Below are 20,191 nucleotides of genomic sequence, written 5' to 3'. Positions count from 1 at the left end.
CAATGAAAGTACACGTTCGCGTTTGGTTGATTGTCAAGGCGACTCGATGGCGAACGCTCGGAATCGCCAGTCGAGTTCGCCGACCGCGATCGCGGAGTGCGCGGACTCCGACAGCGTCCACGGGAGGGTTCTTTGTCGGCGCGACCGTACGTCGGCTGATGAGCGAGGAGCGACTCCGCACGGTGCTCGCCCGCGTCCAGCCGGCACCGCGGCTCGTCGACTGGTCGCTGTTCGTCCTCGTCTTCCTCGAGGTCGCGAGCGGGCTGCTCTCCTTTACGGTCGGCCGACCGCCGGGGTGGCCGGTCTTCGAGTTCCACCGCATCGCGGGGGTGGCCATCGTCGCGCTGCTCGCGTTCAAGCTGTACCGCGTTCGGCACCGGGTGCTCGATCGCGACCGCTGGGTGCCGTCGACCGTCCTGTCCGCGCTCACCGCTGCCGCCGCCGTCGGGGCACTGTTGACGGGATTCCTCTGGGTTGCCGGACTCGACGTCCGGATCGCGTACTGGACGCTCCTCTCGGTCCACGTCGGCTTCGGTCTCGCACTCGTTCCGCTGCTGATCGCACACCTGTCGACTCGGTTCCGGCCCCCGAGGCGGGTCGACCTCGAGGGACGACGGACCGCCATCCGCTTTACCGGATTGGTCGTCGGCGGTGCCGTCCTTGTCCGTCTCCAGGACCTCGCGAACGCGGTCCTCGAGACCGGCGGTCGCGACCGCCGGTTCACCGGTTCGCAACCCCGAGAGGGGGCGGGGAACGCCGCGTTCCCGGTCACCTCGTGGGTGGCCGACGATCCCGATCCGATCGATCGCGACTCCTGGGCCCTGTCCGTCGACGGCATGGTCGCGTCGCCGATCGAACTCGAGTTCAGTGCGATCGAGCCCGATGCCGAACGCGAGGCGCTGCTGGACTGTACGAGCGGCTGGTATACGGTCCAGCGGTGGGGCGGGATTCGGGTCGGCGACTTGCTCGACCGAGTCGACGCCGACGCGGACGCCACGCACGTCCGGTTCGTCTCCGTGACCGGCTACCGGTGGACGCTGCCGATCGACGAAGCCCGCGACGCGCTGCTGGCGACCCGCGTCGGCGGCGAGCGGTTGAGCCACGGCCACGGCGCGCCGCTCCGCCTCGTCGCACCCGGCCGCAGGGGATTCCAGTGGGTGAAGTGGGTCGACCGCGTCGAGGTGCGCGACCGGCCGGACCCGGCCCAGTGGCTGGTGACGTTGATCAGCGGCTTCGAGTGAGAGTCTCCTCGCTTCGGCTCAGCGCCGCGACTCGAGTTCCGCCTCGAGGTCCGAGAGCTCCATGTCCTTCATCGCGAGCAGGACGAGCAGGTGGTAGACGATGTCGGCGCTCTCGTGAGCGATCTCCTCGCGGTCGTCGTCTTTCGCGGCGAGCACGAGTTCGGTCGTCTCCTCGCCGAGCTTCTCCAGCACTTCGTTCTCGCCTTTCTCGTGGGTGAACAGCGAGGCGGTGTAGGAGTCCTCGGGCAGCGTTTCCTTCCGGTCTTCGATGACGGCGAACAGGTCCTCGAGCACGTCGTCCATCTAGATGTCACCCGACACGTTGCGGATGTCTTCGAGTTCGTCGAACTTTTCCCTGTCGTCTCGGCTGTCCGCGAAGACCTCCTCGGCCACTTCGATCGGCGCGTTCGTCCGGGCCGCCAGCGCGAGCGAGTCGCTCGGGCGGGCGTCGACGACCGTCTCGCCGCGGGGCGTCTCGAGGTGGATGTCGGCGATGTAGGTCCCACCCTGTCCGTCGCCCCGTTCCTTGATTTCGTTGACGACGACGCGGTCGATTCGACTCCCGAGTTCCTCCATGACGTCCAGGAGGAGATCGTGGGTCAGCGGTCGTCCGATATCTTCGGCCTCGAGGCCGCGGGCGATGCTGGTCGCCTCGCTGAAGCCGATGAAGATCGGCACGACGTCGTCCTCGCCCTCGATGGCGAGGACGACTACCGGGACCGGTCCCTGGGGCGTCCCCGCGACGCGAACCGCGTCGATGGATGCCTGCATACTCAGACCGTCGGGAAGCAGGGAGAAAACATGTCCGGTCGCGAATGCATGCAGGGAGGCGCCCGTCGAGACGGCCGCAGCGATCTGCTGGCAGTTTCCAAGCCGATCGGGACTATTCCATACTATTTAGCATTAGTCATAAGTACTATCACGTCAACGATTAGAATGGAAGCGACGCTCCAATCCGCCGCAGGGGGCATGCGTCGAAATGCCCCGGGTGTTAGAGCACCCGAGACGTGGCTTCCAAACCAGCGCGGTCTCGAAGCCATGATTTCGTACATCTTACTGGGATATAAACGTCCCGAACGACCGTCGTATCGCCTCTTACGCGGAGCAAGAGCGCTGAAACTCGCACTCTCGAGTCCGACCCGTCGGAGACCACATGCCTGCTGACGACGCCGATTCGTCCGCACCGGACTCACTTCCCGCCTGTCCCGGCTGCGGGAATCCGGTGACGATGACGGCCACCAGCGGGCCGATTACGGCCGTCGTCGCGCCGTGTGGCTGCCAGGTCGCACCTGGCGCGCTCGAGTCGTCCGACTCCGAATAACCGGGGTCGGTCGGCTCGAGTCACGGAAACGGGAGAGTGGGAGCTCTCCGGGGAGTCGATTTTTCGCACGCGTATTCGATCCGTCCGAGTTCGTCTCTCGGTTCCGACACGGGCTTCGAATCTGCGACTTGCGGACGCTCAGTTCTCCGCCGGGTCGACGACGACGTGCCCGTCGCTCGAGACGGTCACCCGACAGCCCTCGTACGAAAAGGAAACCTCGATGGGTCGGTCTCGAGCGGAGGTCACGAGGTCGGTGAGCGACTCCGGATCGACGGTATCGTAGAGGGGGGACATCGCGGTGAGGTCGCGATCCGTCGCGGCGGCCACGGTTTCGACGATCGCGAGGATTACCTCGGACCCGTCGTCGAATCGACCGTGAAACGGGTCCCCGATGGAATCGTATGCCGAACTGTCAGTACCGAGCGATCGAGCGGAAGAGGAATCGGAGTGGGCCGTGTCATTGCTCATTGAGAGCCAGTATCCCAGCCGACGTTCTAAGCGGTGGCGCTGACTAGTCAGCGTCCGCGCCGGACTTCTCGAAGAGATGCTGGAAGACGGTCTGCTCCGCCTTGCGGAGGTGCTGATTGAAGGTCTGGCGGGTGACGCCGAACCGGTCGGCCAACTCGTCACCGGTGCTCGACCGCGGCGTGTCGAAGTACCCGCTGAAGTACGCGGCATCGAGCGTGGTCAACTGCCGGTCGGTGAGCGCATCGGCGACGATATCGTACAGGAGCGAGGGCGAGTAGACGAGTTCCTCGGACACCAGTTCGACCGTGTCGTGGAACCGCCGAATCCCGTCCGCGGCCTTCCGGTGGTCCACATCGCCGGGGAGCTCGCCGCGGAACCTGACCTCGTCGGGCGCGACGACGATCTCGCGGGGGCGACCGCCGAGCGAGGAGAACATGTGGGCGACCGTCTCCGATTCCGAGTGCGCTTCGACTCGATTGTGACCGCCGACCGAACTGAGCAATCGCACGTCGAGGTAGTGGGGGACCTCTTCGACGGCGGTGACGAAGTCGCTCGCGGCGAGATCCGACGTTCCCATGTACTGGACGGTGGTTCCGTCCGGCAGCGAGACGACGGAGTCGATTTCGACCCGCGTTTCGCCGTCCTCGACCCGGATCGAGGGCGGGACCGCCGACTCGTCCGTGCGGAACTCGAGCAGTCTGACGTGGTCGCTGGTCAGGCGCTTCTCGCGTCGCTTCAACGACGTCACGTCCTCGAACGCGACGACGACGTACTCGACGCCGCCGTTTTTGTCGAACAGAGGTGCGGCGTTGCTCGAGAACCACCGCTGGGTTCCGTCCGGGCGTTCGATCCAGTGTTCGAAGCCGAACTGGGGTGTTCCCGTCTCGAAGACGCGCGTGACGGGGTGGTCGTCCACGGAGACCGGCGTTCCGTCGTCGTAGGAGACGGTCCACTCGGAGGGATCGAACGGTCGGCCGACGATCTCCTCGCGCGGGAGTCCGAGCGCCTCCGAGGCGCGTTCGTTCGCGAAGGCGACGCTGCCGGCCGAATCGATCACGACGGTCCCGACCGGACACGCGTCGAAGAGTCGTTGCGCGAGGCCCTCGGGAAGCGCCTCCGGCGACTCGTCGTCGTTCCGCTCCCGTTCGGACGATCCGTCGTCGCGAACGCCGCTCGCTGGGTCGGTCATCGCGTTCGCGTCCGCTCGCGGTCAGCGAGATTCTCCTCGAGTCGATCGGCCGATGACTCCGTAGCTCGATTCCAGTACATGTCTCCGGTACGGTGCCGACGAATAAATGCCTACCACCGGTCGGACCCAACGGGTCGGTCCCGTCCTATCACGTCGATCGACGCTGGTCTGCCGGAAAGAGGCCTTCCGGAAGGTACGCGGAGACGACCCAGTTCGGGGCGTTGACGACCTCATTGATCTTCAGGTCGACGGCCACCGAACACAGGACGTAGGCCTCGCTCCGCTCGAGTCCGCGCTCGTCGACGAGATGGTCGATCATGTTCCGGACGGCCGCTCTGGTCGCGGCCATCAGGTCGTCCGCGATCCCCGTCGTGCCGTACATCGGCTCGTCCCGTCCGGTCGGGGTGAACGGCCCCGTGGTCTCGAACTGGGGCTGGTCGATCGACAGGTCCGTTCGGCGGTCGAATCGACAGGTGACGGTCATCGGTGCCTCGATGCCGGTTCCACAGACTTCGCCGTCGCCCTGGGCGGCGTGACCGTCGCCGACGCTGAACAGCGCCCCGTCGACCGCGACGGGCAGATACACCGTCGAGCCCGCCGTGAGCTGTTTGATGTCCATATTCCCGCCGACCGACCGCGGCGGGAACGTCTCGTGCGTGCCGTCCTCGGCGGGCGCGACGCCCATGATGCCGGGGAACGGATCGAGCGGCACCTCGATGCCGTTCGCGAACCGACCGACGTCGCCGTCGTCGCCGCCCTCGAACTCCCAGACGTACAGCTCCGGCTCCGGAAATTCGTCGGCCAGGAGACCGAGTTCGGCTTCGCCCGGGAGGACCAGCGTATACCCCCACCCCTGGTGGTCGACCGCGAGCAGTTCGACCTCGAGGACGTCGCCCGGTCGAACGCCCTCGATCGCGACGGGGCCGGTCAGCGTGTGGACCTGATCGATGTCGAGGCTGGCGACGTCGGCAAGCGTCGAATCGGGACCGAGCTGTCCGCCCGTCGAGTCCTCGCACGTGAAGCGGACGATGTCTCCGGGCTCGACGGTCCGCACCGGTTCGAGGCCGTTGTCCCACGCGCTGTGGGTCGTTTCGTCGCTGGCGGCTACCTCGTGGTCTGCGTCGTGGTCGTTCGACATACGCCCGAAGTCGACATCACGGAGCGAAATAAAACAGTCGCCGGGTTCGCTCCGGCCTCGAGCGGTAATCGGCCCCTTCTCACCGCGCGGGACAGATTACTGTGCCCGCTCGCCCGCGGGGACGTCGGCGTCGTCGTTCTCGAAGAAGGCCAGCCCGTGGATGCGGCTATCGGGGGTCAGTTCCGGGTGGAAGGCGGTGCCGACGACCGGCCCCTGTTTCACGGCGACCGGGCGACCGTCCCAGGAGGCCAACACCTCGGCGTCGCCGCTGGCGACGTCGTCGATGGCGGGTGCGCGAATGAACACCGCCGGATACGGCTCCTCGAGGCCCGCGACGTCGAGCGGCGCTTCGAAGCTGTCCTTCTGGCGGCCGAAGGCGTTTCGCTCGACGCTCACGTCGACAAGTCCGAGTTCCTCGACTCGATCGTCGCCGGCGTCGCTCGAGGCGACGATCAGGCCGGCACAGGTGGCGAGCAGGGGCTTGTCGGCGGCCACGTGATCTCGGATCTCGGGGGCAATGCCCTCGCTGTGGAGCAGTCGGGAGATGGTCGTCGACTCGCCGCCGGGCATCGCCAGCAGGTCGCAGTCGGGGACGATTCCCGAATCGCGGATCTCGCGGACCGTGACCTCGCGGTCGCGGGCCGCCGCGGCGCGTTCGATGGCGGCGGCGTGTTCCTCGACGTCGCCCTGAACCGCGACGACGCCCGCAGTCAGTGACATGGGCGCGGGTATGGACGGTGCAGTAAAAAGCTTCGCGCCACGGGATCAGCGAGCGTCGCGCGGTCGATCGACGCCGGTCAGCTCGAAGCGAGCGCCGCCCGACTCGCTTTCGGTCACCGCGAGGTCCCAGCCGTGGGCGTCGGCGACCCGCGTGACGATGCCGAGTCCGAACCCGGTCCCGTCTTCGGCCGTGGTATAGCCGACGTCGAAGACGTCCTCGCGCTCCTCCGCGGGTATTCCCCGCCCGGAGTCGGCGACGTAGAACCCGTCTGCACACTCACCGACCGTAACGGTCAGCTCGGCGCTGGAACGACCGTCGGGAACCCCGTGATCGAGGGCGTTTCGGAACAGGTTCTCGAGTAGCTGCCGGAGCCGGTCGGGATCGGCCTCGATCCAGGGCTCTCCCTCGACGTCGAGGGCGGCGTCGTCGGTGTCGACCATCGACCAGGAAGCGGTCGCGAGCTCGCGGATCGAGACCGGCTCGCGGTCGGCCGTCGTCGCCCCCTGTTCGGCCAGCGTGAGCAGGTCCTCGATCAGCGTCTCCATCCTGTCGAGGGCCTCCTCGCAGGCCTCGAGCTGGGACCGGTCGCCCTCTCGAGCGAGTTCCAGCGATCCCTGGGCGACGTTCAGCGGATTCCGCAAGTCGTGACTGATGACGCTCGTGAACTCCTGGAGTCGATCGTTCTGCCGCTCGAGGGTCTCGCGGGACTGCGTGCGTTCGGTCTCGTAGCTGACCCACTTGGCCATCAGCTTGACCAGCGTCCGTTCGGCCTCGGAGAAGCCGTCGCCCTCGCGGGGATCGCTCGAGGCGAAGCAGAGGGTGCCCCAGATGGTGCCGTCGACGGTCACCTTCGCGCCGACGTAGCTGCCGAGTTCGAACAGTTCGTAGGCGGGATCGCCGGTCCACCCCTCGTCGGGAGCGTTCGCCACGGTGACGAGCTCGTGGGTCTTGATCGTCTTCCGACAGTAGGCTTCGGAGAGCGGACAGGATTCCCCCTGCTGGAGGAGCGGGTGATCGCTCCGGGATTCGACGACGGTCTGGGTCCGCTCGTCGAGGTTGATCCGGGTCATGAATCCGTAGGGGAGATCCAGGTACTCGCAGCCGAGCTCGAGCAGCTCCGGGAGCTTCTCTTCGAGCGACGCGTCGGGTTTCGTCGAGATATCGTACAGCGCTTGCAGCGCCGTGACGCTCGCCTCGAGTTTCTCCTCGGCCCGAATCCGGTCGGAGACATCGGTAAAGAAGATCGAAAGACCGTCCTCGGACGGGTACGCCCGAATCTCCAACCACTTCTCGAGGGGCCCGGCGTACTCGGTGAAGCTGACGGCGGTCTGATCGGCGAAGGCTCGCTCGAGTTGGCGCTCGATCTCACTGTCGACGACGGCGGGAAACACCGACCGCATCTTCGCCCCGATGAGCTCCTCGCGAGGCCGGTCGAGGAGTTCGACCGCCTGCTCGTTGACGTAGGTGTACTCCCAGTCGGCGTCGACCGAGACGAAGGCGTCGGCGATCCGCTCGAGGGTGGCCTCGCGTTCGCGCTCGAGGCGCTTGCGATCCGTAATGTCCCTGATAACCGCGGTAAAGAGGTGGTCGCCGTCGACGACGGCTTCGCCGAACGAGACGCCGATCGGGACCTCGCGGCCCTCGGCGTGGCGGGCGGACAGTTCGACCCAGTCCCAATCGATTCCTCGCTCGCCGGTCTCCAGATAGCGTGCGATCGCCTCGCGGTGTCGGTTCTGGTACCGGTCCGGGATCAACGTGGTGAGGCGCTCCCCGACGACTTCGGCCGGCTCGTACCCGAGGACCGTCTCGACGGCGTCGTTCGCGTACTGGACCACGCCGTCGTCGTCAGCCGTGAGGACGACGAACGAGGCGTTCTCGGTGAACGCACGAAACCGGATTGCCGACGCCTCGAGGTCTCGTCGCTCCATTCGCCGTTCGACCGCCCGCTCGATTCGCGTCGCGAGCCGGGTCCCGTCGAGCGCGACCGATTCGGAGACGCAACCCGTTGCGCCGGCCTCGAGCAAGTCGCTCGCAGTCGCTTCGTCCCGGCCGTCGGTGACGAAGAAGAGCGGTAGCTGTGAGTCTTCCGTCCGGACCAGTTCGAGAAGCGAACAGTGATCGGGGTCCGCCGCCGACGGTCGGCTCACGAGACAGTCCGCGCGTCCCGTCCGAACGCGCTCGCGCACTTCGGCCTCGTCAGTGACGCTCTCGACCGTCAGGCGGTCGTTCGCCCGCTCGAGCGCGCTCGGAATCGCGTCGTCGGCCGCCCCGTCCTCGCCGACGAAGATCACCGTGACGGCTCGTCCGCTGGGAGTGGCTTCAGCCGGTGTCGCGGTCGGGCCAGTCATAGAACCTCCTGAATACGTAGCGCAAACGGAAGACCGCGTAATAAGCAGTGTGGCTACTCGAGAGCGAAATCCGTCAGCGGTGATCGTCTCGAGGGACGTCGGTGACCGGCGGATCCCACCGAGTGCTCGTTCGTGACCGCCCGCGACGAGACGAGCGGGACCGCGACGCCGGCGATCGTACGGGTCCCACACCCGATCCGACCGACGTCGTTCGACCGGGTCCACGTCGACCGGCGACGGCTGTCAGTGCATGGCCATCGTTTTTTGCGACTGCCGTCCGGAACGGTATCGTGACGGTCCCATCCCGCGCGGCACGACTGCTCGAGAGCGAGCCGCTGATGGCGCATCTGGCGACCAGCGTGGACGGACGGCCCCACGTCGCGCCGGTCTGGTACCGGTACGCCGACGAAACCGTGGAGATCGTGACGACCGGCCGGAAGCTGGCGAATATCCGGCAGAATCCGCAGGTCGCCCTCTCGGTACAGAAAGACGAGGCCGGGCGGACCGAGTGGATGGTGACGCTGCTGGGAACGGCGACGGTGGTCGACGACGCGGACGAGACTGCGGCTGCCCGTCGCCGGATCAACGAGAAGTACGACGCGGACGCCGAGGCGTACGCCGACAACACGCTCGTTCGGATCGATATCGGCTCGGCATCGTATCAGACGTACTGACGCACCCGGAACAGCGAGATCCCGTCAGGGGTCAACTCCGAAAGAGATTCTCCGGAAGGTCTCCGAATCCGCCGCCATCGTACCGGTAGACAGACCAGCCAGCGTTGTTCGCCCCGTCGACGTCGGACCCGCTATCTCCGACCATTCCGTGTCGATCCGCCGGGAGTCGCTCCTCGAGCGCCCGATACGGTGCCGCGTCCGGCTTGTGCGCACCGACTTCGTAGGAAGCGACGATCGCGTCGAAATTGTCCTCGAGGTCGTGTGCTCGAAGCTTCGCCAGCTGCCAGTCGCGAACGCCGTTCGTGAGCACTCCGAGCTCGAACGATTCGGCCAGCCGCTCGAGGTCGTCGTGAGCGTTCTGGGGCGGGGACAGCGACTCGATTTCCGTCTCGTGGAGTGCTCTCGCGTACGCTTCCGGATCTGAACAGCCGTCGATTCGACCGAACGCCCGCCGTACCGGGTCGGGTTTGAACGCCGAAAAGAGGTCGAAGAAAGCCTCGTCGTAGGCCTCGAGCCACTCCTCGGGGGCCTCTCCGCGAACGTCCGCGATCGCGTTCGCCAGCAGGTTCCGATACTCTCGGTCGGTGCGGAGCAGCGTCCCGTCCAGATCAAAGACGATTGCAGTCATGGACGGACGTTTTTGCCAATAGATGAAAAGTAGGATGATTGAAACGAGAGGCAGCCTCGTCGCACGATTTCTAGCATTCGCTATCGGTTGGCCGACCGGATGGACACGGAACGCCGTCTCTCCGTTGACTGATTACCACCGTGCGGTGGCGCACGCTGAGCCGCGGTGAACGACGAGTGAACCGCGGCTCGATGCCGTGCGAGGGATGAGCGAAGGAGCGAGGCGACTGAGCGAATCGGCTGGGGAGGGCGTGGCGATTCCGTGGTGCCAGTATGGGCAGAACGCTTACCGTCTCTCTCGGTCGTCTCGAGTACCCGTTTCAATTCGTCCGGATCGGACGGCGCTACCGCGCTCGTCCCCCAATTCGGTTCAGTCCCGATTCCGGGCCGACTATCCGACAGCAGCGGTCGTCGCGAGCGATCGCGGCGGTCGAACGGTGGTGCCCCCCTACTCCCGACCGACCACTGTCAGACGGTCGGCTGTCCGTCGGGACTCGAGCCCGCCCTCGAGCCACGACTCCCCCTCGAGTCAGTACCCGCGGTCGGTCTCGAGGAGGCCGGGCGTGACCGTACAGCCACAGGGGGAGGCGCTGGCCTCGAGGGGGCCGATGACCGAGACGGCCCAGATGGGGGTGCCACAGAGGGGGCAGTCGGGGAGCGCGGGGTCGAAGCGCTCCTTCGCCCGCTCGATTGAGTACGGCGTGTCGGCGGTGGGAGCGGATGAGTCGCTGCTCGTGGGGTCCGCGCTGTCGTCGCTCATCGCGGCCTCCGGCGGCGATACGGCCGGTCCCCGTGATCGGGTGCTGTCGCTGGTTGCTGGGGTTGATTCCACTGTCGTGCGGGACGTTTATATCCCGGTAGGATGTATGCGGTCATGCTTTCGAATCCCTCGCGGGATTGGAAGCGAGTCTCGGGTGTTGCAGCACCCGGGGCGTTTCGATGCAGCCCCCTCCGTTCACACGTTTGGAGACCCGCTCCGATTGAACGTTCTCGTGAACTAACTTATAACTAATGCAAATTCGATGGATAAATGCGGTGGATCTCTACTCTATTTGGGTCGATAGCACTTCCGTAGTGGCTCGAGCAGTCCAGAACGTATCGAACTCCCTGTAACTGGGACACGGATGAAGCGAGCGTTCTGCTATCGTGGAACCACGGAATCGCCACGCCCTCCCCAACCGATTCGCTCGGTCGCGGTGCTCCCTCGCTCATCCCTCGCGCAGTGGTATCGACCGCCCTCACTGTGCTCACGGTTCCCTACGGTCACCGTCTGCTCACGGCGCTTTGCGCCGTTCGCATGGTACGCGGGACCATCGGTCCCGCGCTATTCGCTTTCCGAGGCGCTCACTCCGTTCGCGCCTCGCGCCGTTCGGTCGGTCGACAGCGCGCGCCACCGCATGTTGACTGGTCAGTCTAGCATGACAATCCGGCCACCCTACGGTTTGTTAGCAGTAATTGGCGACACAGTTTTTTACTCGGAGTTGAACGTGAAAATCGCGGCAAGTACAGACGAAGACGTTACCGAAACGACTACCCTACCTCTCTGGTAGTGATCAAATGCCCTGTTGAATACAATCCCGCGGTGATTTAACTATGACACGACACGACGACCGTTCCCGTGAGAACCGATTCAAGACGCTTGCTGTCGGGGCAGTTGAGAACGCGACGCGCCACGAGAATGGAAGAACGAGTGATGTCGTCCCCCCGTTACACCTTTCGACCACCTTCGAGTGGGCCAGCGGGGAGGATGGTAACGAACACGACTATTCGCGCGAGAGTAATCCAACGCGAGCGGCCCTTGAGAAGCAATTAGCCCTCCTCGAAGGCGGTGAACACGGGCTGGCGTTCGCCTCGGGGTTGGCAGCCATCTCGACGACGATGCTGTCGCTCGTTCCTCCGGGGGGTCACCTCGTCTCGTCGGACTCCATCTATAGCGGAACCGAAAAACTGCTAACGGAACTCGTCGCCGGACACTTCGGCGTTGATGTCGAGTTCGTCGATGCCCGCAACCCCGAAAACGTCGCCGCGGCAGTCGATTCAGATACCGACTTGATCTGGGCAGAGTCGCCAACGAACCCGCTGATGCAGCTGTGCGACATCCGAGCGATAGCCGACATCGCCCAAGACTACGACATCCCGTTCGGGGTGGACAGCACCTTCGCGAGCCCATACTTCCAAGCGCCGCTCGAACTGGGTGCCGACATCGTCGTCCACAGCACTACCAAATACCTTAACGGGCATTCTGACTCAATTGGCGGTGCGGTGATCACCGACGACGATGGGATTTCCGAGCAGTTGGCGTTTGCCCAACGGATCGGGCTCGGGAATATGCTCTCGCCGTTCGACTGCTACCTCGTCGCGCGAGGGATTAAGACGCTGCCAGCACGGATGGAACACCACGAGGAGAACGCGATGGCGGTCGCTCGCCTCCTCGAAGGCCACGACCGAGTCGCTCGCGTCCATTATCCGGGCCTCGAGAGTCACCCGCAACACGACCTCGCGGTCGAACAGATGTCGGGGTACAGCGGAATGCTTTCCTTCGAGTTCGACGGCTCTCTCACCGAAATTGAGGCGTTTGTCGAAGGGCTCAAGATATTCACTCCGGGGGCCAGCCTCGGTGGTGTCGAGAGTCTTGTCGAGGTACCATCGCTGATGATCCCCGACGAGGTCAGCCACGGATCGACTACCGCAGACATTCCCGAGAACTTGGTCCGACTATCGGTCGGTATCGAAGATGTCGACGACCTCTGCGGGGACCTCCGGTCGGCGCTGCCGTAGGCCTGTGTTCCCCTTTCTAAACGAGATAGTGCAGATTATTCGAGCGGTTCGATTTCGTCGCCGGGACGAATCGTTCCACTTTCGAGGATGTCCACTCGGAGCCCTCCTCGATGAGTGAGCGCCTGCAATACGCCGTCCTGAGTGAGGCGCTGAAGATGATCACACGGTTCACACAGTCGATCCCCTCGGCAGATGGCCTCCCCGACCCGGAACTGTTGTCCAACGAGATGATTGAGTGCGACATCGCGGGTTTCAATGTTCCGTCGATGTTCACCCGGTGCGAGTTCGATTCCTGCTTCACGCTCGATTGCTGTAACAGCCTCCTGTTCGATTAATGTGAGATCGTACCCATCGTGGCGTTCCTCATCTGACTCCCAGCCGACGAAGGTTCCCGTTTCAATCTCGCTAAAATAGCGATCTCCTCGAAGCCCGTTACCGGCGACCGCTTCAACACTGGACTGTTCTTCCATCTCCGCTTTGGCTTCAGGTGCGATGAAAATCTGTTCGACAGTTCCACTCCCGGTCATGCGTGCTATGCTGTTTGATAGGAGTATAAATTCCCCGATGGAGGAATTGTCGGCAGATAACTCAGCGGTATGTTCGCATCTGTAGTTACCGAATCAACCGATTCAGTTCCAGATAGAGCTATAATAAAGAAACTGTGGAACCATCTACTGTTAGCGAACGGATCTTATGGATTTGCGACCGGTCGAGCGCATCCTGTGTTCGGAAGATACGGGTCGACTGGGTGCTAGCGGTTCTGCAGTCGAGATCAGGATTGATTTTCGAGCCGTTCTCGAGCCGCGGCGACGACGAGCGGCAGCGTGATCGTCGCGTCGGCGTAGACGGAGACGTTGTCGGCGTCTGTCTCGAGTTTGCCCCACGAGCGGGCTTCGTCCAGCGTCGCGCCGGAGAGGCCGCCGGTCTGTTTGGGGTCCATGGTCAGCTGGACGGCGTAGTCGTACGCGCCGGGGGTGACGAGCATCGTCTGGAGGGTGAAGTTCTTGGGGACGCCGCCGCCGACGACGAACGCGCCGGCCTTCTCGGTGTCGTAGGCGATGTCGGTCAGGCCGGTCATGTCCGCCAGCGCGTCCAGCGAGAAGTCCGAGGTCTGGGAGTACATCCAGGCCTGCAGGCCGAGCACGGAGTCCTGGATCGCGGGACAGTAGATCGGCACGTCGTTCTCGTAAGCCGCGGCGGCGATGCCGGCGTCCTCGTCGACGTCCTCGCGCTCGTTGATCTCGGCGTTGGCCCGGCCGAGTTCCTCGGTGAGTCGCTGGATCGGGACGACGCCCTCCTCCTCGAGCACCGGAAAGACCTCCTCGCGCAGGTGCGATTCGAAGGTCGCGAAGAACTCCTGTGGGAGGTAGACGTTGTAGATTCGGTCGACGCCCTCGTCCCGGAGCGTCTCGTCGTGTTCGCGTTCGGTCTTCCCCTCGGCGTGGGCCGCGCCGTGATGGTGTTTCCCGCCGATGGCCTCGATGGCGTCGTGGGTGAGGTTCGCGCCGGTCGTGACCAGGACGTCGATGTAGCCGTCCCGAATCAGGTCGGCGACGATCGCTCGCATTCCTGTGGGAACCATCGCGCCCGCGAGGCCGAAGAAGACGGTCACGTCGTCGTCGAACATCGCCTCGGTCACGTCGACGGCCTCGTGGAGGTCCGCCGCGCCGACGCCCGCGTTGCCGTACTCGTCTGCGAGCTCGGCGACGGTCATCCCGGCTCTGACTTCCGCGTGACCGACCGGATCGTGCGAGAACGTATCTCGTTCCGGATCGTGGTGCCCGTTCCCATCGCCGTCACCGCCGTCGCTCTCGTGGTCGTGTTCGTCAGTCATACCCCTGAATCCGCGAGCCAGCGGTTTGAACCGTGCGGTCTCGAGTGCGATCGCCACTGCTCCCGCCGAGCGACTGACGCTTACAGCCCCGTCGGCACGTCGAGGAATGTCGTCTCGAGCCCCCGCTCCTCGAGGCGGTCCTGCAGCGCCCGGACGCCGAACGTCTCCGTCGCGTAGTGGCCCGCGAGGAACACGTGAATACCGGCCTCCTGAGCCTCGTGGTAGGCTTTCCCCTTCCCCTCGCCGGTCACCAGCGCGTCCGCATCGGCGGCGACGGCCTCGTCGAGCCAGTCGGTACCGCTGCCGGTGACGATCGCGACGTCCTCGATCTCGTCGGGGCCGAACGCGAGGTGCTGGACGGTCTGGTCGCCGGTCTCGAGATTCGTCTCGAGGCGCTCGCGCAGTCCCTCGGGGTCGTAGGGCTCGGCGGCCGTGCCGCGCTGCCCAATGTACTCTGGGCCGAGTTCGCCGAAGGGGATTCGGTCCTCGAGGCCGAGCAGGTCGGCGACGCCGGCGGCGTTGCCCAGGTCCTGGTGGCCGTCCAGCGGGAGGTGGGAGACGTACAGCGCGAGGTCGTGCTCGATCAGTGGGGCGATCCGGTCGTAGGTCCGACCGGTCACGCGGTCGAAGCCGCCCCACGAGAGCCCGTGGTGGACGACGAGCAGGTCCGCGTCGGCCTCGATCGCGGCCTCGAACGTTTCGCGAACACCGTCGACGGCGAACGCGACGCGTTCGATCTCGGCTTCTTCGGGACCGACCTGAAGCCCGTTCGCGCTGGCGTCGAGATCGGCGTAGTCAGCGGTTCGCAACTCCTCGTCGAGTCTATCGACGATGCTCGAGAGTTCCATACGCCTCGTTCGGTGGGGATCTCCTTGTATTCGGTTGATCTCCTCCGATCGGAGGACGGCCTCGAGGCTCCCTCGCTCGTCGCGTATAAAAAAAACAGTCCCGACCGCGCTACATGAGGTAGAACAGCGGGAACAGGATCACCCACACGATGTCGACGAAGTGCCAGTAGAGCCCGAAGAACTCGACGGGCCGACTGTCCCGGAGGTAGGCGTCGACGGTCACGATGCGGTAGATCATGAACCCGGCGATGAGCAGCCCGAGGATGACGTGAAGGGCGTGGAGACCGGTCGTCACGAAGTACATCGAGTACTCGAGGTCGGTGAACCAGTAGATGTCGTGGGCGAACTCCTGACTCCACTCGTAGCCCTTGACCCCGAGGAACGTGAACCCGAGTAACAGCGTGACGACCATCGACGCCAGCAGCCCGCCCTTGTGCTCCCGTTCGGCCATCACCAGCGCGAGGATGACCGTGAAACTCGAGGTCAGCAGGACGTACGTGTTGATGAGGCCGACAATCTCCGACGGCGGCACGGGTTCGATCTCTCCCCAGCCGGTGTGCAGCCGCAAGAAGACGTACGCGCCGATCACGGCTCCGAAGACGACGACGTCCGAGGCCAGGAAGATCCAGACGCCGGTTTTGGTCGTGCCGACGCCCTCGAACGGCCAGCGCTCGGCGATCGCCATCTGGGGCGCGTTGAACCGCTCGCGGCCGTATTCGAAGAGCGTGAACCCGAGGATTCCGACGCCGACGAGCGAGAGCACCGGATAGAGGACGTTGGTCGAGCCGATGCCCGACACCTCCGCGCCGCGCGCGGTGGCGAACTCGGCGACGTAGGGAGTCATCCCCGACAGTCCGAGGAACGTAACGAACATGCCGAATCCGATACCGAGGGGCCAGATGCTCGCGTGATCCTCGTGGTCTCCCTCGAGCGACTCGGCTTCGCCGACCCGCTCGTGTGCGGCCGCACCGCCGTCGGTGGCGGTCGAATCGTCGACGAACTCGAGTTTGCCGCTGGCGTAGCTGGGGCGGCTCGGCCAGTTCTCGAGCGGGGGCGGTGACGTGGTCGCCCACTCGGCGGTTCGCGAGTACGCCCACGGGTTGTCGGGCGCGTCGGGGCCCGTGGCGTAACTCTTCGCGAGGGTGACGAAGACGAGCAGGATCGAGAGGGCGAGCACGTACGCCCCGACGGTCGCCGCCTGATGGTAGAGCTGTGCGCCCTCCCCGTAGTGGAAGACGCGGCGCGGCGTCTCCCAGACGATGAACATCGGGAAGTACAGCAGGTTGAAGCCGACGAAGTAGACGGCGAAGCTGAGCTTGCCGAGTCGTTCGGAGTACATCTTTCCGGTGATCTTGGGCCACCAATAGTAGAGCCCGCCGATCAGTGCGGTGACGCCCGCGACCATCACGTAGTGGAAGTGGGCGACGACCCAGTAGGTGCCCCGGAACGAGTAGTCCAGCACGACGGCACCGAGGAAGACCCCCGTAATGCCGCCGATGATGAACAGGACGAGCGCGCCGAGGTTGAACAGGAAGGGGGTGGTAAAGCGCACCCGGCCCTTGAGCATCGTGTAGATCAGCGCGAAGACCATCAGGTCGAAGGGCAGCGAGATCCCGATCGTCGTCGCCATAAAGAGCGTCTTGATGGGGAGGTTGATCGTCGTCAGGAACATGTGGTGCATCCAGACGAGGAACGACTGCACCGCGACGAGGACCATCGCGATGATGACCCACTTCCGGCCGACGAGCCGTCGACCGCAGAAGGTCTGGAACGTCTCGAACATGATCCCCAGCGACGGGAAGAAGACGATGTAGACCTCCGGATGCCCGAAGAACCAGAACAGGTGTCCCCACAGGAGGCTCGAGCCCTCTGCCGTCGAGGAGTAGTACTGGGTCAGCAGGATGCGGTCGGTCAACAGGAGGATGAGCGCCGCCAGCAGCGCCGCGAAGGCGAACAGCATCATCCAGACGGTCAGCAGGATGCTCCACGTGAACAGCGGCATGTTCCAGAGGCCCATGCCTTCCGCGCGGCAGCGGTGGATCGTCGTGAGGAAGTTCACCGAACCGAGCGTGACCGACATGACGAACAGGGTCAACGCGAGGATGGTCGTGTTCCCACCCATCGTCAGCGTGTAACCCGGGTTGTAGATCGGCACGTTCAGCGGCGCGTACATGTACCAGCCGTTGGCCCACGAGGTCCCCTGGAAGAACGAGAGCAAGACGAGAACGCCCGAGAAGAGGTAAAACCAGTAACTCAACGCGTTCAGCCGCGGGAACGCCAGATCCTTCGCCCCGATCTGTAAGGGGACGAAGTAGTTCGCGAAGCCGAACCCGAACGGGGAGAGGAACCAGAACACCATCAGGAGGCCGTGGATCGAGACCGACTGATTGTACTCGGTGTTGCCGAGCAGCCCGGTGCCGCCGGCCTCCCACAGATGGGCGCGAAACAGCAGTGCGAGGACGCCGCCGGCGACGAGGAAGAACAGCGCCGTCCCCAGATAGAGGACGCCGACGTCCTTGTGGTTGGTCGTCACCAGCCACCGCTTGATCGTCGTCCGTGGTGGAAAATCACTCATACTCGGAGAACACCTCTTCCCTGAGTCGACGCCACGGCTCGGTGTCGTCGTCTCCCCGAACGCGATCAGTAACGGTCGTGAAACGCCGGCAGTGACGACTCGGAGACGCGACGAAATCCATATTCAACACATCCTCAATACGATTCGCCGTATCAAGATGTCCGGTGAGAATGCAGGCGGTACTTACGTACCCCGAACGGCGAGCCCTCGAACCAGCGATTTTGGGCCGCTACCGCTCTCTCGTCCGACGCTGTACGGTCGGACGCTCCCCGCGTATCCCGAAAACCCGAGTGACGTACATCGAACCGCCGGCAAGGGGTTACCAGCGCTGGTTCCATCGCCGGTCTCGAGTTTTCACGCCCGACTCAATCCCGGATAGTCAGCGATGATTCCGTCAACGCCCGCCGCGGCGAGTTCGTCGAACTGCACCCAGTTCGTCGCCGTCCAGACGTTGACCGTTCGACCCTCGTCGTGGGCCGCCTCGAGGACGTCGCGGTTCTCATCCGACCCTCCGTTCCCGGAAGCCTCAACGGCATCCGTCCCGGCGATCGCGCTTCGGGGCGGGTGAATCGCCTCGCAGTCGTAGCGGCGGGCGATCTCGAGGCCGGCCGCCACGTCGTCCGAGAGCAGCGGCGCGGCGGCGTAGTCGCCGACCGAACGGAGGGCTGCGATGGCTCCCTCGCAGAACGACGAAAAGAGCAGTTCGCCGCCGAAGGCGTCGCAGTCGGCAACGACCCGTTCGACGAACGGCTGCCAGACCTCGCGGCGCTCGGCGCGCACCTCGGGCGGGAGCGCGTCGCCGACTCGCAAGTCCGCTCGCCCCGGATTCTTCAGCTCGACGTTGATGCCGACCGTCTCGGGGATGGCGGCGAGCAACTCGGCGAGCGTCGGCACCGTCGCCTCGGTACCGAGCACTCGCGTTTCCCGCAGCTCCTCGAGCGGCGCCTCCCAGACGACCCCGGTCGCGTCGGTGAGTGGCCGCCCGTCGCGGGTCCCCTCGAGGCGCTCGTCGTGGACCACTACCGGGGTCCCGCAGGCAGCCGGCTGGACGTCGATCTCGATCATCGCGGTTTCCTCCCGCTGGGCCGCCCGCGTCGCTGCAGCGACGGTGTTCTCGGGTGCGATGCCGGCGTAGCCGCGGTGGGCGATGACGGCAGGGCGGGCCATATCGGAGCGACGGCCGGCCGGGTAATGGAAGCTGTGGCGACGGACTCGAGGCGGCGACGTGGCGCTTCCCGGCCGGTCGTTGATCCGTGTTCCCGCGGAAGGTCCGCTATGACCGAGACCACGCTTGCAGACGTCGAGCGCGCGCTCGATCGCGCGGCCGACCTCGAGACCGAGGAAGCCGTCGCCGTGTTGCGGACCGCCCGCCAGGACGTCCGGGATCTGGCGAACAACCCTGACGTCGACGAGGACCGGCGGCAGGAACTGGAGACGCGGCTCGAGCAGCGGATCCGCGAAGTCGAAGAGCGCGACGCGTACGACGGCGGACTGGGGTCGGCGATGAACCCGACCGAGGACGACGCGCCGTAACGAGGAGTCCGGAACCTGAGACGCACTCGTGGCGTCGGGACCCCCGGTCGCCGAGACCCTGGCGTCTCTCTTCGACTCCGTCCGAGAACCCGGCGATATCGGCCGATCTCCGGCCCTTTTATTCGGGTGCCGTCCGGAGAGGTGGGTATGCGAATTGCACTACTCGGCGGCACCGGCGATATCGGCGAGGGACTCGCGCTACGGTTCGCACGCGATACGAGCCACGAGATCCTCATCGGGTCGCGAGATCCCGAAAAGGCCCGCGAGGCCGTCGCGGACTACGAGGCGGAACTCGCGGACCGCACCGACGAGGTCGACATCAAGGGCTTCGGCAACGAGATGGCGGCCGACCGGGCCGATATCGTCGTTCTCAGCGTCCCGCCGTACTACGTCGGCGACACCGTCGAAGCGGTCGCCGACAGCCTCGACGCGGACTCGATCCTCGTCACGCCCGCCGTCGGAATGCAGGGCGACGAGGACGGCCTCCACTACCACCCGCCCGAGGCCGGCAGCGTCACCCAGCTCGTCGCCGGGCGAGCCCCGGACGACGTGCCGGTCGTCGGTGCCTTCCACAACCTCGCTGCCGACGCCCTGTCGAACCTCGAGAACGATCTCGACCTCGACACGCTCGTCGTCGCGGACGACGACGACGCCAAAGATACCGTTCTGACGGTCGCAAACGAGATCGACGGGCTGCGCGCGCTCGAGGCCGGCCCGCTGGCCAACGCGGCGGAAGTCGAGAGCGTCACGCCGCTGGTCATCAACATCGCGAAGTACAACGAGGATATGCACGACGTCGGCGTGAAGTGGATCTAGGCGACGGCGACTCGAGGTGAGCGACCGGTCCTGTTTCGAACGGTCCCGTTTTCGCCGGCACTGGTGCTCGATGACCAATT

The 20,191-nt window shown here is 65.1% G+C and carries 20 protein-coding genes; 6 read left to right on the top strand and 14 right to left on the bottom strand.

The window, feature by feature from the left end; all coding sequences use genetic code 11:
- Positions 1-155 precede the first annotated feature (155 nt).
- Positions 156-1,241: a molybdopterin-dependent oxidoreductase gene (locus LDB05_RS13695; protein WP_425498605.1), complete on the top strand. Its 1,086-nt coding sequence runs from the start codon at positions 156-158 to the stop codon at positions 1,239-1,241.
- A gap of 18 nt (positions 1,242-1,259) precedes the next feature.
- Here the strand turns inward: LDB05_RS13695 and hisE are convergent, their stop codons facing one another.
- Positions 1,260-1,544 (bottom strand): phosphoribosyl-ATP diphosphatase, encoded by a 285-nt coding sequence (gene hisE, locus LDB05_RS13690; RefSeq protein ID WP_226004551.1) that lies wholly within the window; start codon positions 1,542-1,544, stop codon positions 1,260-1,262.
- A complete protein-coding gene (locus LDB05_RS13685) occupies positions 1,545-2,012 on the bottom strand; it encodes a bifunctional nuclease family protein (RefSeq protein ID WP_226004550.1) in 468 nt (155 codons plus the stop codon).
- Positions 2,013-2,394: 382 nt separating this feature from the next.
- Between LDB05_RS13685 and LDB05_RS13680 the strand changes: the two genes are divergently transcribed.
- The gene (locus LDB05_RS13680) at positions 2,395-2,562 is read left to right on the top strand and encodes a hypothetical protein (RefSeq protein ID WP_226004549.1); all 168 of its coding nucleotides are present in this window, start codon (positions 2,395-2,397) and stop codon (positions 2,560-2,562) included.
- 138 nt (positions 2,563-2,700) lie between these two features.
- Here the strand turns inward: LDB05_RS13680 and LDB05_RS13675 are convergent, their stop codons facing one another.
- From LDB05_RS13675 to LDB05_RS13655, 5 genes are all read right to left on the bottom strand, one after another.
- The gene (locus LDB05_RS13675) at positions 2,701-3,030 is read right to left on the bottom strand and encodes a HalOD1 output domain-containing protein (RefSeq protein ID WP_226004548.1); all 330 of its coding nucleotides are present in this window, start codon (positions 3,028-3,030) and stop codon (positions 2,701-2,703) included.
- 43 nt (positions 3,031-3,073) lie between these two features.
- On the bottom strand, positions 3,074-4,219 hold the full coding sequence (locus LDB05_RS13670) for a bacterio-opsin activator domain-containing protein (RefSeq protein WP_226004547.1): 1,146 nt from the start codon (positions 4,217-4,219) through the stop codon (positions 3,074-3,076).
- 148 nt (positions 4,220-4,367) lie between these two features.
- Complete coding sequence (locus tag LDB05_RS13665) at positions 4,368-5,357, bottom strand: acetamidase/formamidase family protein (RefSeq protein ID WP_226004546.1); 990 nt, start codon at positions 5,355-5,357, stop codon at positions 4,368-4,370.
- A gap of 96 nt (positions 5,358-5,453) precedes the next feature.
- The gene (pdxT, locus tag LDB05_RS13660) at positions 5,454-6,077 is read right to left on the bottom strand and encodes a pyridoxal 5'-phosphate synthase glutaminase subunit PdxT (protein ID WP_226004545.1); all 624 of its coding nucleotides are present in this window, start codon (positions 6,075-6,077) and stop codon (positions 5,454-5,456) included.
- Between the two features lie 45 nt (positions 6,078-6,122).
- Positions 6,123-8,426: a PAS domain S-box protein gene (locus LDB05_RS13655; RefSeq protein WP_226004544.1), complete on the bottom strand. Its 2,304-nt coding sequence runs from the start codon at positions 8,424-8,426 to the stop codon at positions 6,123-6,125.
- 287 nt (positions 8,427-8,713) lie between these two features.
- On the opposite strand from LDB05_RS13655, the gene LDB05_RS13650 reads away from it, so the two are divergent.
- The gene (locus LDB05_RS13650) at positions 8,714-9,100 is read left to right on the top strand and encodes a pyridoxamine 5'-phosphate oxidase family protein (RefSeq protein ID WP_226007914.1); all 387 of its coding nucleotides are present in this window, start codon (positions 8,714-8,716) and stop codon (positions 9,098-9,100) included.
- A gap of 31 nt (positions 9,101-9,131) precedes the next feature.
- Here LDB05_RS13650 and LDB05_RS13645 read toward each other — a convergent pair whose 3' ends face one another.
- Both LDB05_RS13645 and LDB05_RS13640 read right to left on the bottom strand, forming a co-directional pair.
- Entirely contained in the window at positions 9,132-9,728 is a 597-nt protein-coding gene (locus tag LDB05_RS13645; RefSeq protein ID WP_226004543.1) for an HAD family hydrolase, read from the bottom strand.
- Positions 9,729-10,256: 528 nt separating this feature from the next.
- Positions 10,257-10,487 carry a hypothetical protein gene (locus LDB05_RS13640; protein WP_226004542.1) on the bottom strand — a complete coding sequence of 77 codons (231 nt, stop codon included), beginning with the start codon at positions 10,485-10,487 and terminating at the stop codon, positions 10,257-10,259.
- Between the two features lie 833 nt (positions 10,488-11,320).
- On the opposite strand from LDB05_RS13640, the gene LDB05_RS13635 reads away from it, so the two are divergent.
- A complete protein-coding gene (locus LDB05_RS13635) occupies positions 11,321-12,505 on the top strand; it encodes a trans-sulfuration enzyme family protein (protein WP_226004541.1) in 1,185 nt (394 codons plus the stop codon).
- A 35-nt stretch (positions 12,506-12,540) separates the two neighbouring features.
- Here the strand turns inward: LDB05_RS13635 and LDB05_RS13630 are convergent, their stop codons facing one another.
- The 5 genes from LDB05_RS13630 to LDB05_RS13610 all read right to left on the bottom strand — a co-directional run bounded on the left by LDB05_RS13630 (position 12,541) and on the right by LDB05_RS13610 (position 18,929).
- Positions 12,541-13,032 (bottom strand): MOSC domain-containing protein, encoded by a 492-nt coding sequence (locus LDB05_RS13630; protein WP_226004540.1) that lies wholly within the window; start codon positions 13,030-13,032, stop codon positions 12,541-12,543.
- A gap of 245 nt (positions 13,033-13,277) precedes the next feature.
- Positions 13,278-14,339: a deoxyhypusine synthase gene (locus LDB05_RS13625; RefSeq protein WP_226004539.1), complete on the bottom strand. Its 1,062-nt coding sequence runs from the start codon at positions 14,337-14,339 to the stop codon at positions 13,278-13,280.
- A gap of 80 nt (positions 14,340-14,419) precedes the next feature.
- Positions 14,420-15,187 (bottom strand): Nif3-like dinuclear metal center hexameric protein, encoded by a 768-nt coding sequence (locus LDB05_RS13620; protein WP_226004538.1) that lies wholly within the window; start codon positions 15,185-15,187, stop codon positions 14,420-14,422.
- A 109-nt stretch (positions 15,188-15,296) separates the two neighbouring features.
- The gene (locus LDB05_RS13615; protein WP_226004537.1) at positions 15,297-17,762 is read right to left on the bottom strand and encodes a cbb3-type cytochrome c oxidase subunit I; all 2,466 of its coding nucleotides are present in this window, start codon (positions 17,760-17,762) and stop codon (positions 15,297-15,299) included.
- 354 nt (positions 17,763-18,116) lie between these two features.
- Positions 18,117-18,929 carry a glycerophosphodiester phosphodiesterase gene (locus LDB05_RS13610; protein WP_226004536.1) on the bottom strand — a complete coding sequence of 271 codons (813 nt, stop codon included), beginning with the start codon at positions 18,927-18,929 and terminating at the stop codon, positions 18,117-18,119.
- A 108-nt stretch (positions 18,930-19,037) separates the two neighbouring features.
- Here LDB05_RS13610 and LDB05_RS13605 point away from each other — a divergent pair, with 108 nt between their 5' ends.
- Together LDB05_RS13605 and npdG are read left to right on the top strand one after the other, a co-directional pair.
- Positions 19,038-19,295 (top strand): hypothetical protein, encoded by a 258-nt coding sequence (locus tag LDB05_RS13605; protein ID WP_226004535.1) that lies wholly within the window; start codon positions 19,038-19,040, stop codon positions 19,293-19,295.
- Between the two features lie 147 nt (positions 19,296-19,442).
- A complete protein-coding gene (gene npdG / locus LDB05_RS13600; RefSeq protein ID WP_226004534.1) occupies positions 19,443-20,111 on the top strand; it encodes an NADPH-dependent F420 reductase in 669 nt (222 codons plus the stop codon).
- The last annotated feature ends 80 nt before the right edge of the window (positions 20,112-20,191 follow it).

Origin of the sequence: Natrinema salinisoli (assembly GCF_020405205.1) — an archaeon.
Taxonomy (GTDB): Archaea; Halobacteriota; Halobacteria; order Halobacteriales; family Natrialbaceae; genus Natrinema; species Natrinema salinisoli.
This window is presented reverse-complemented; position numbering and strand designations above follow the sequence as displayed.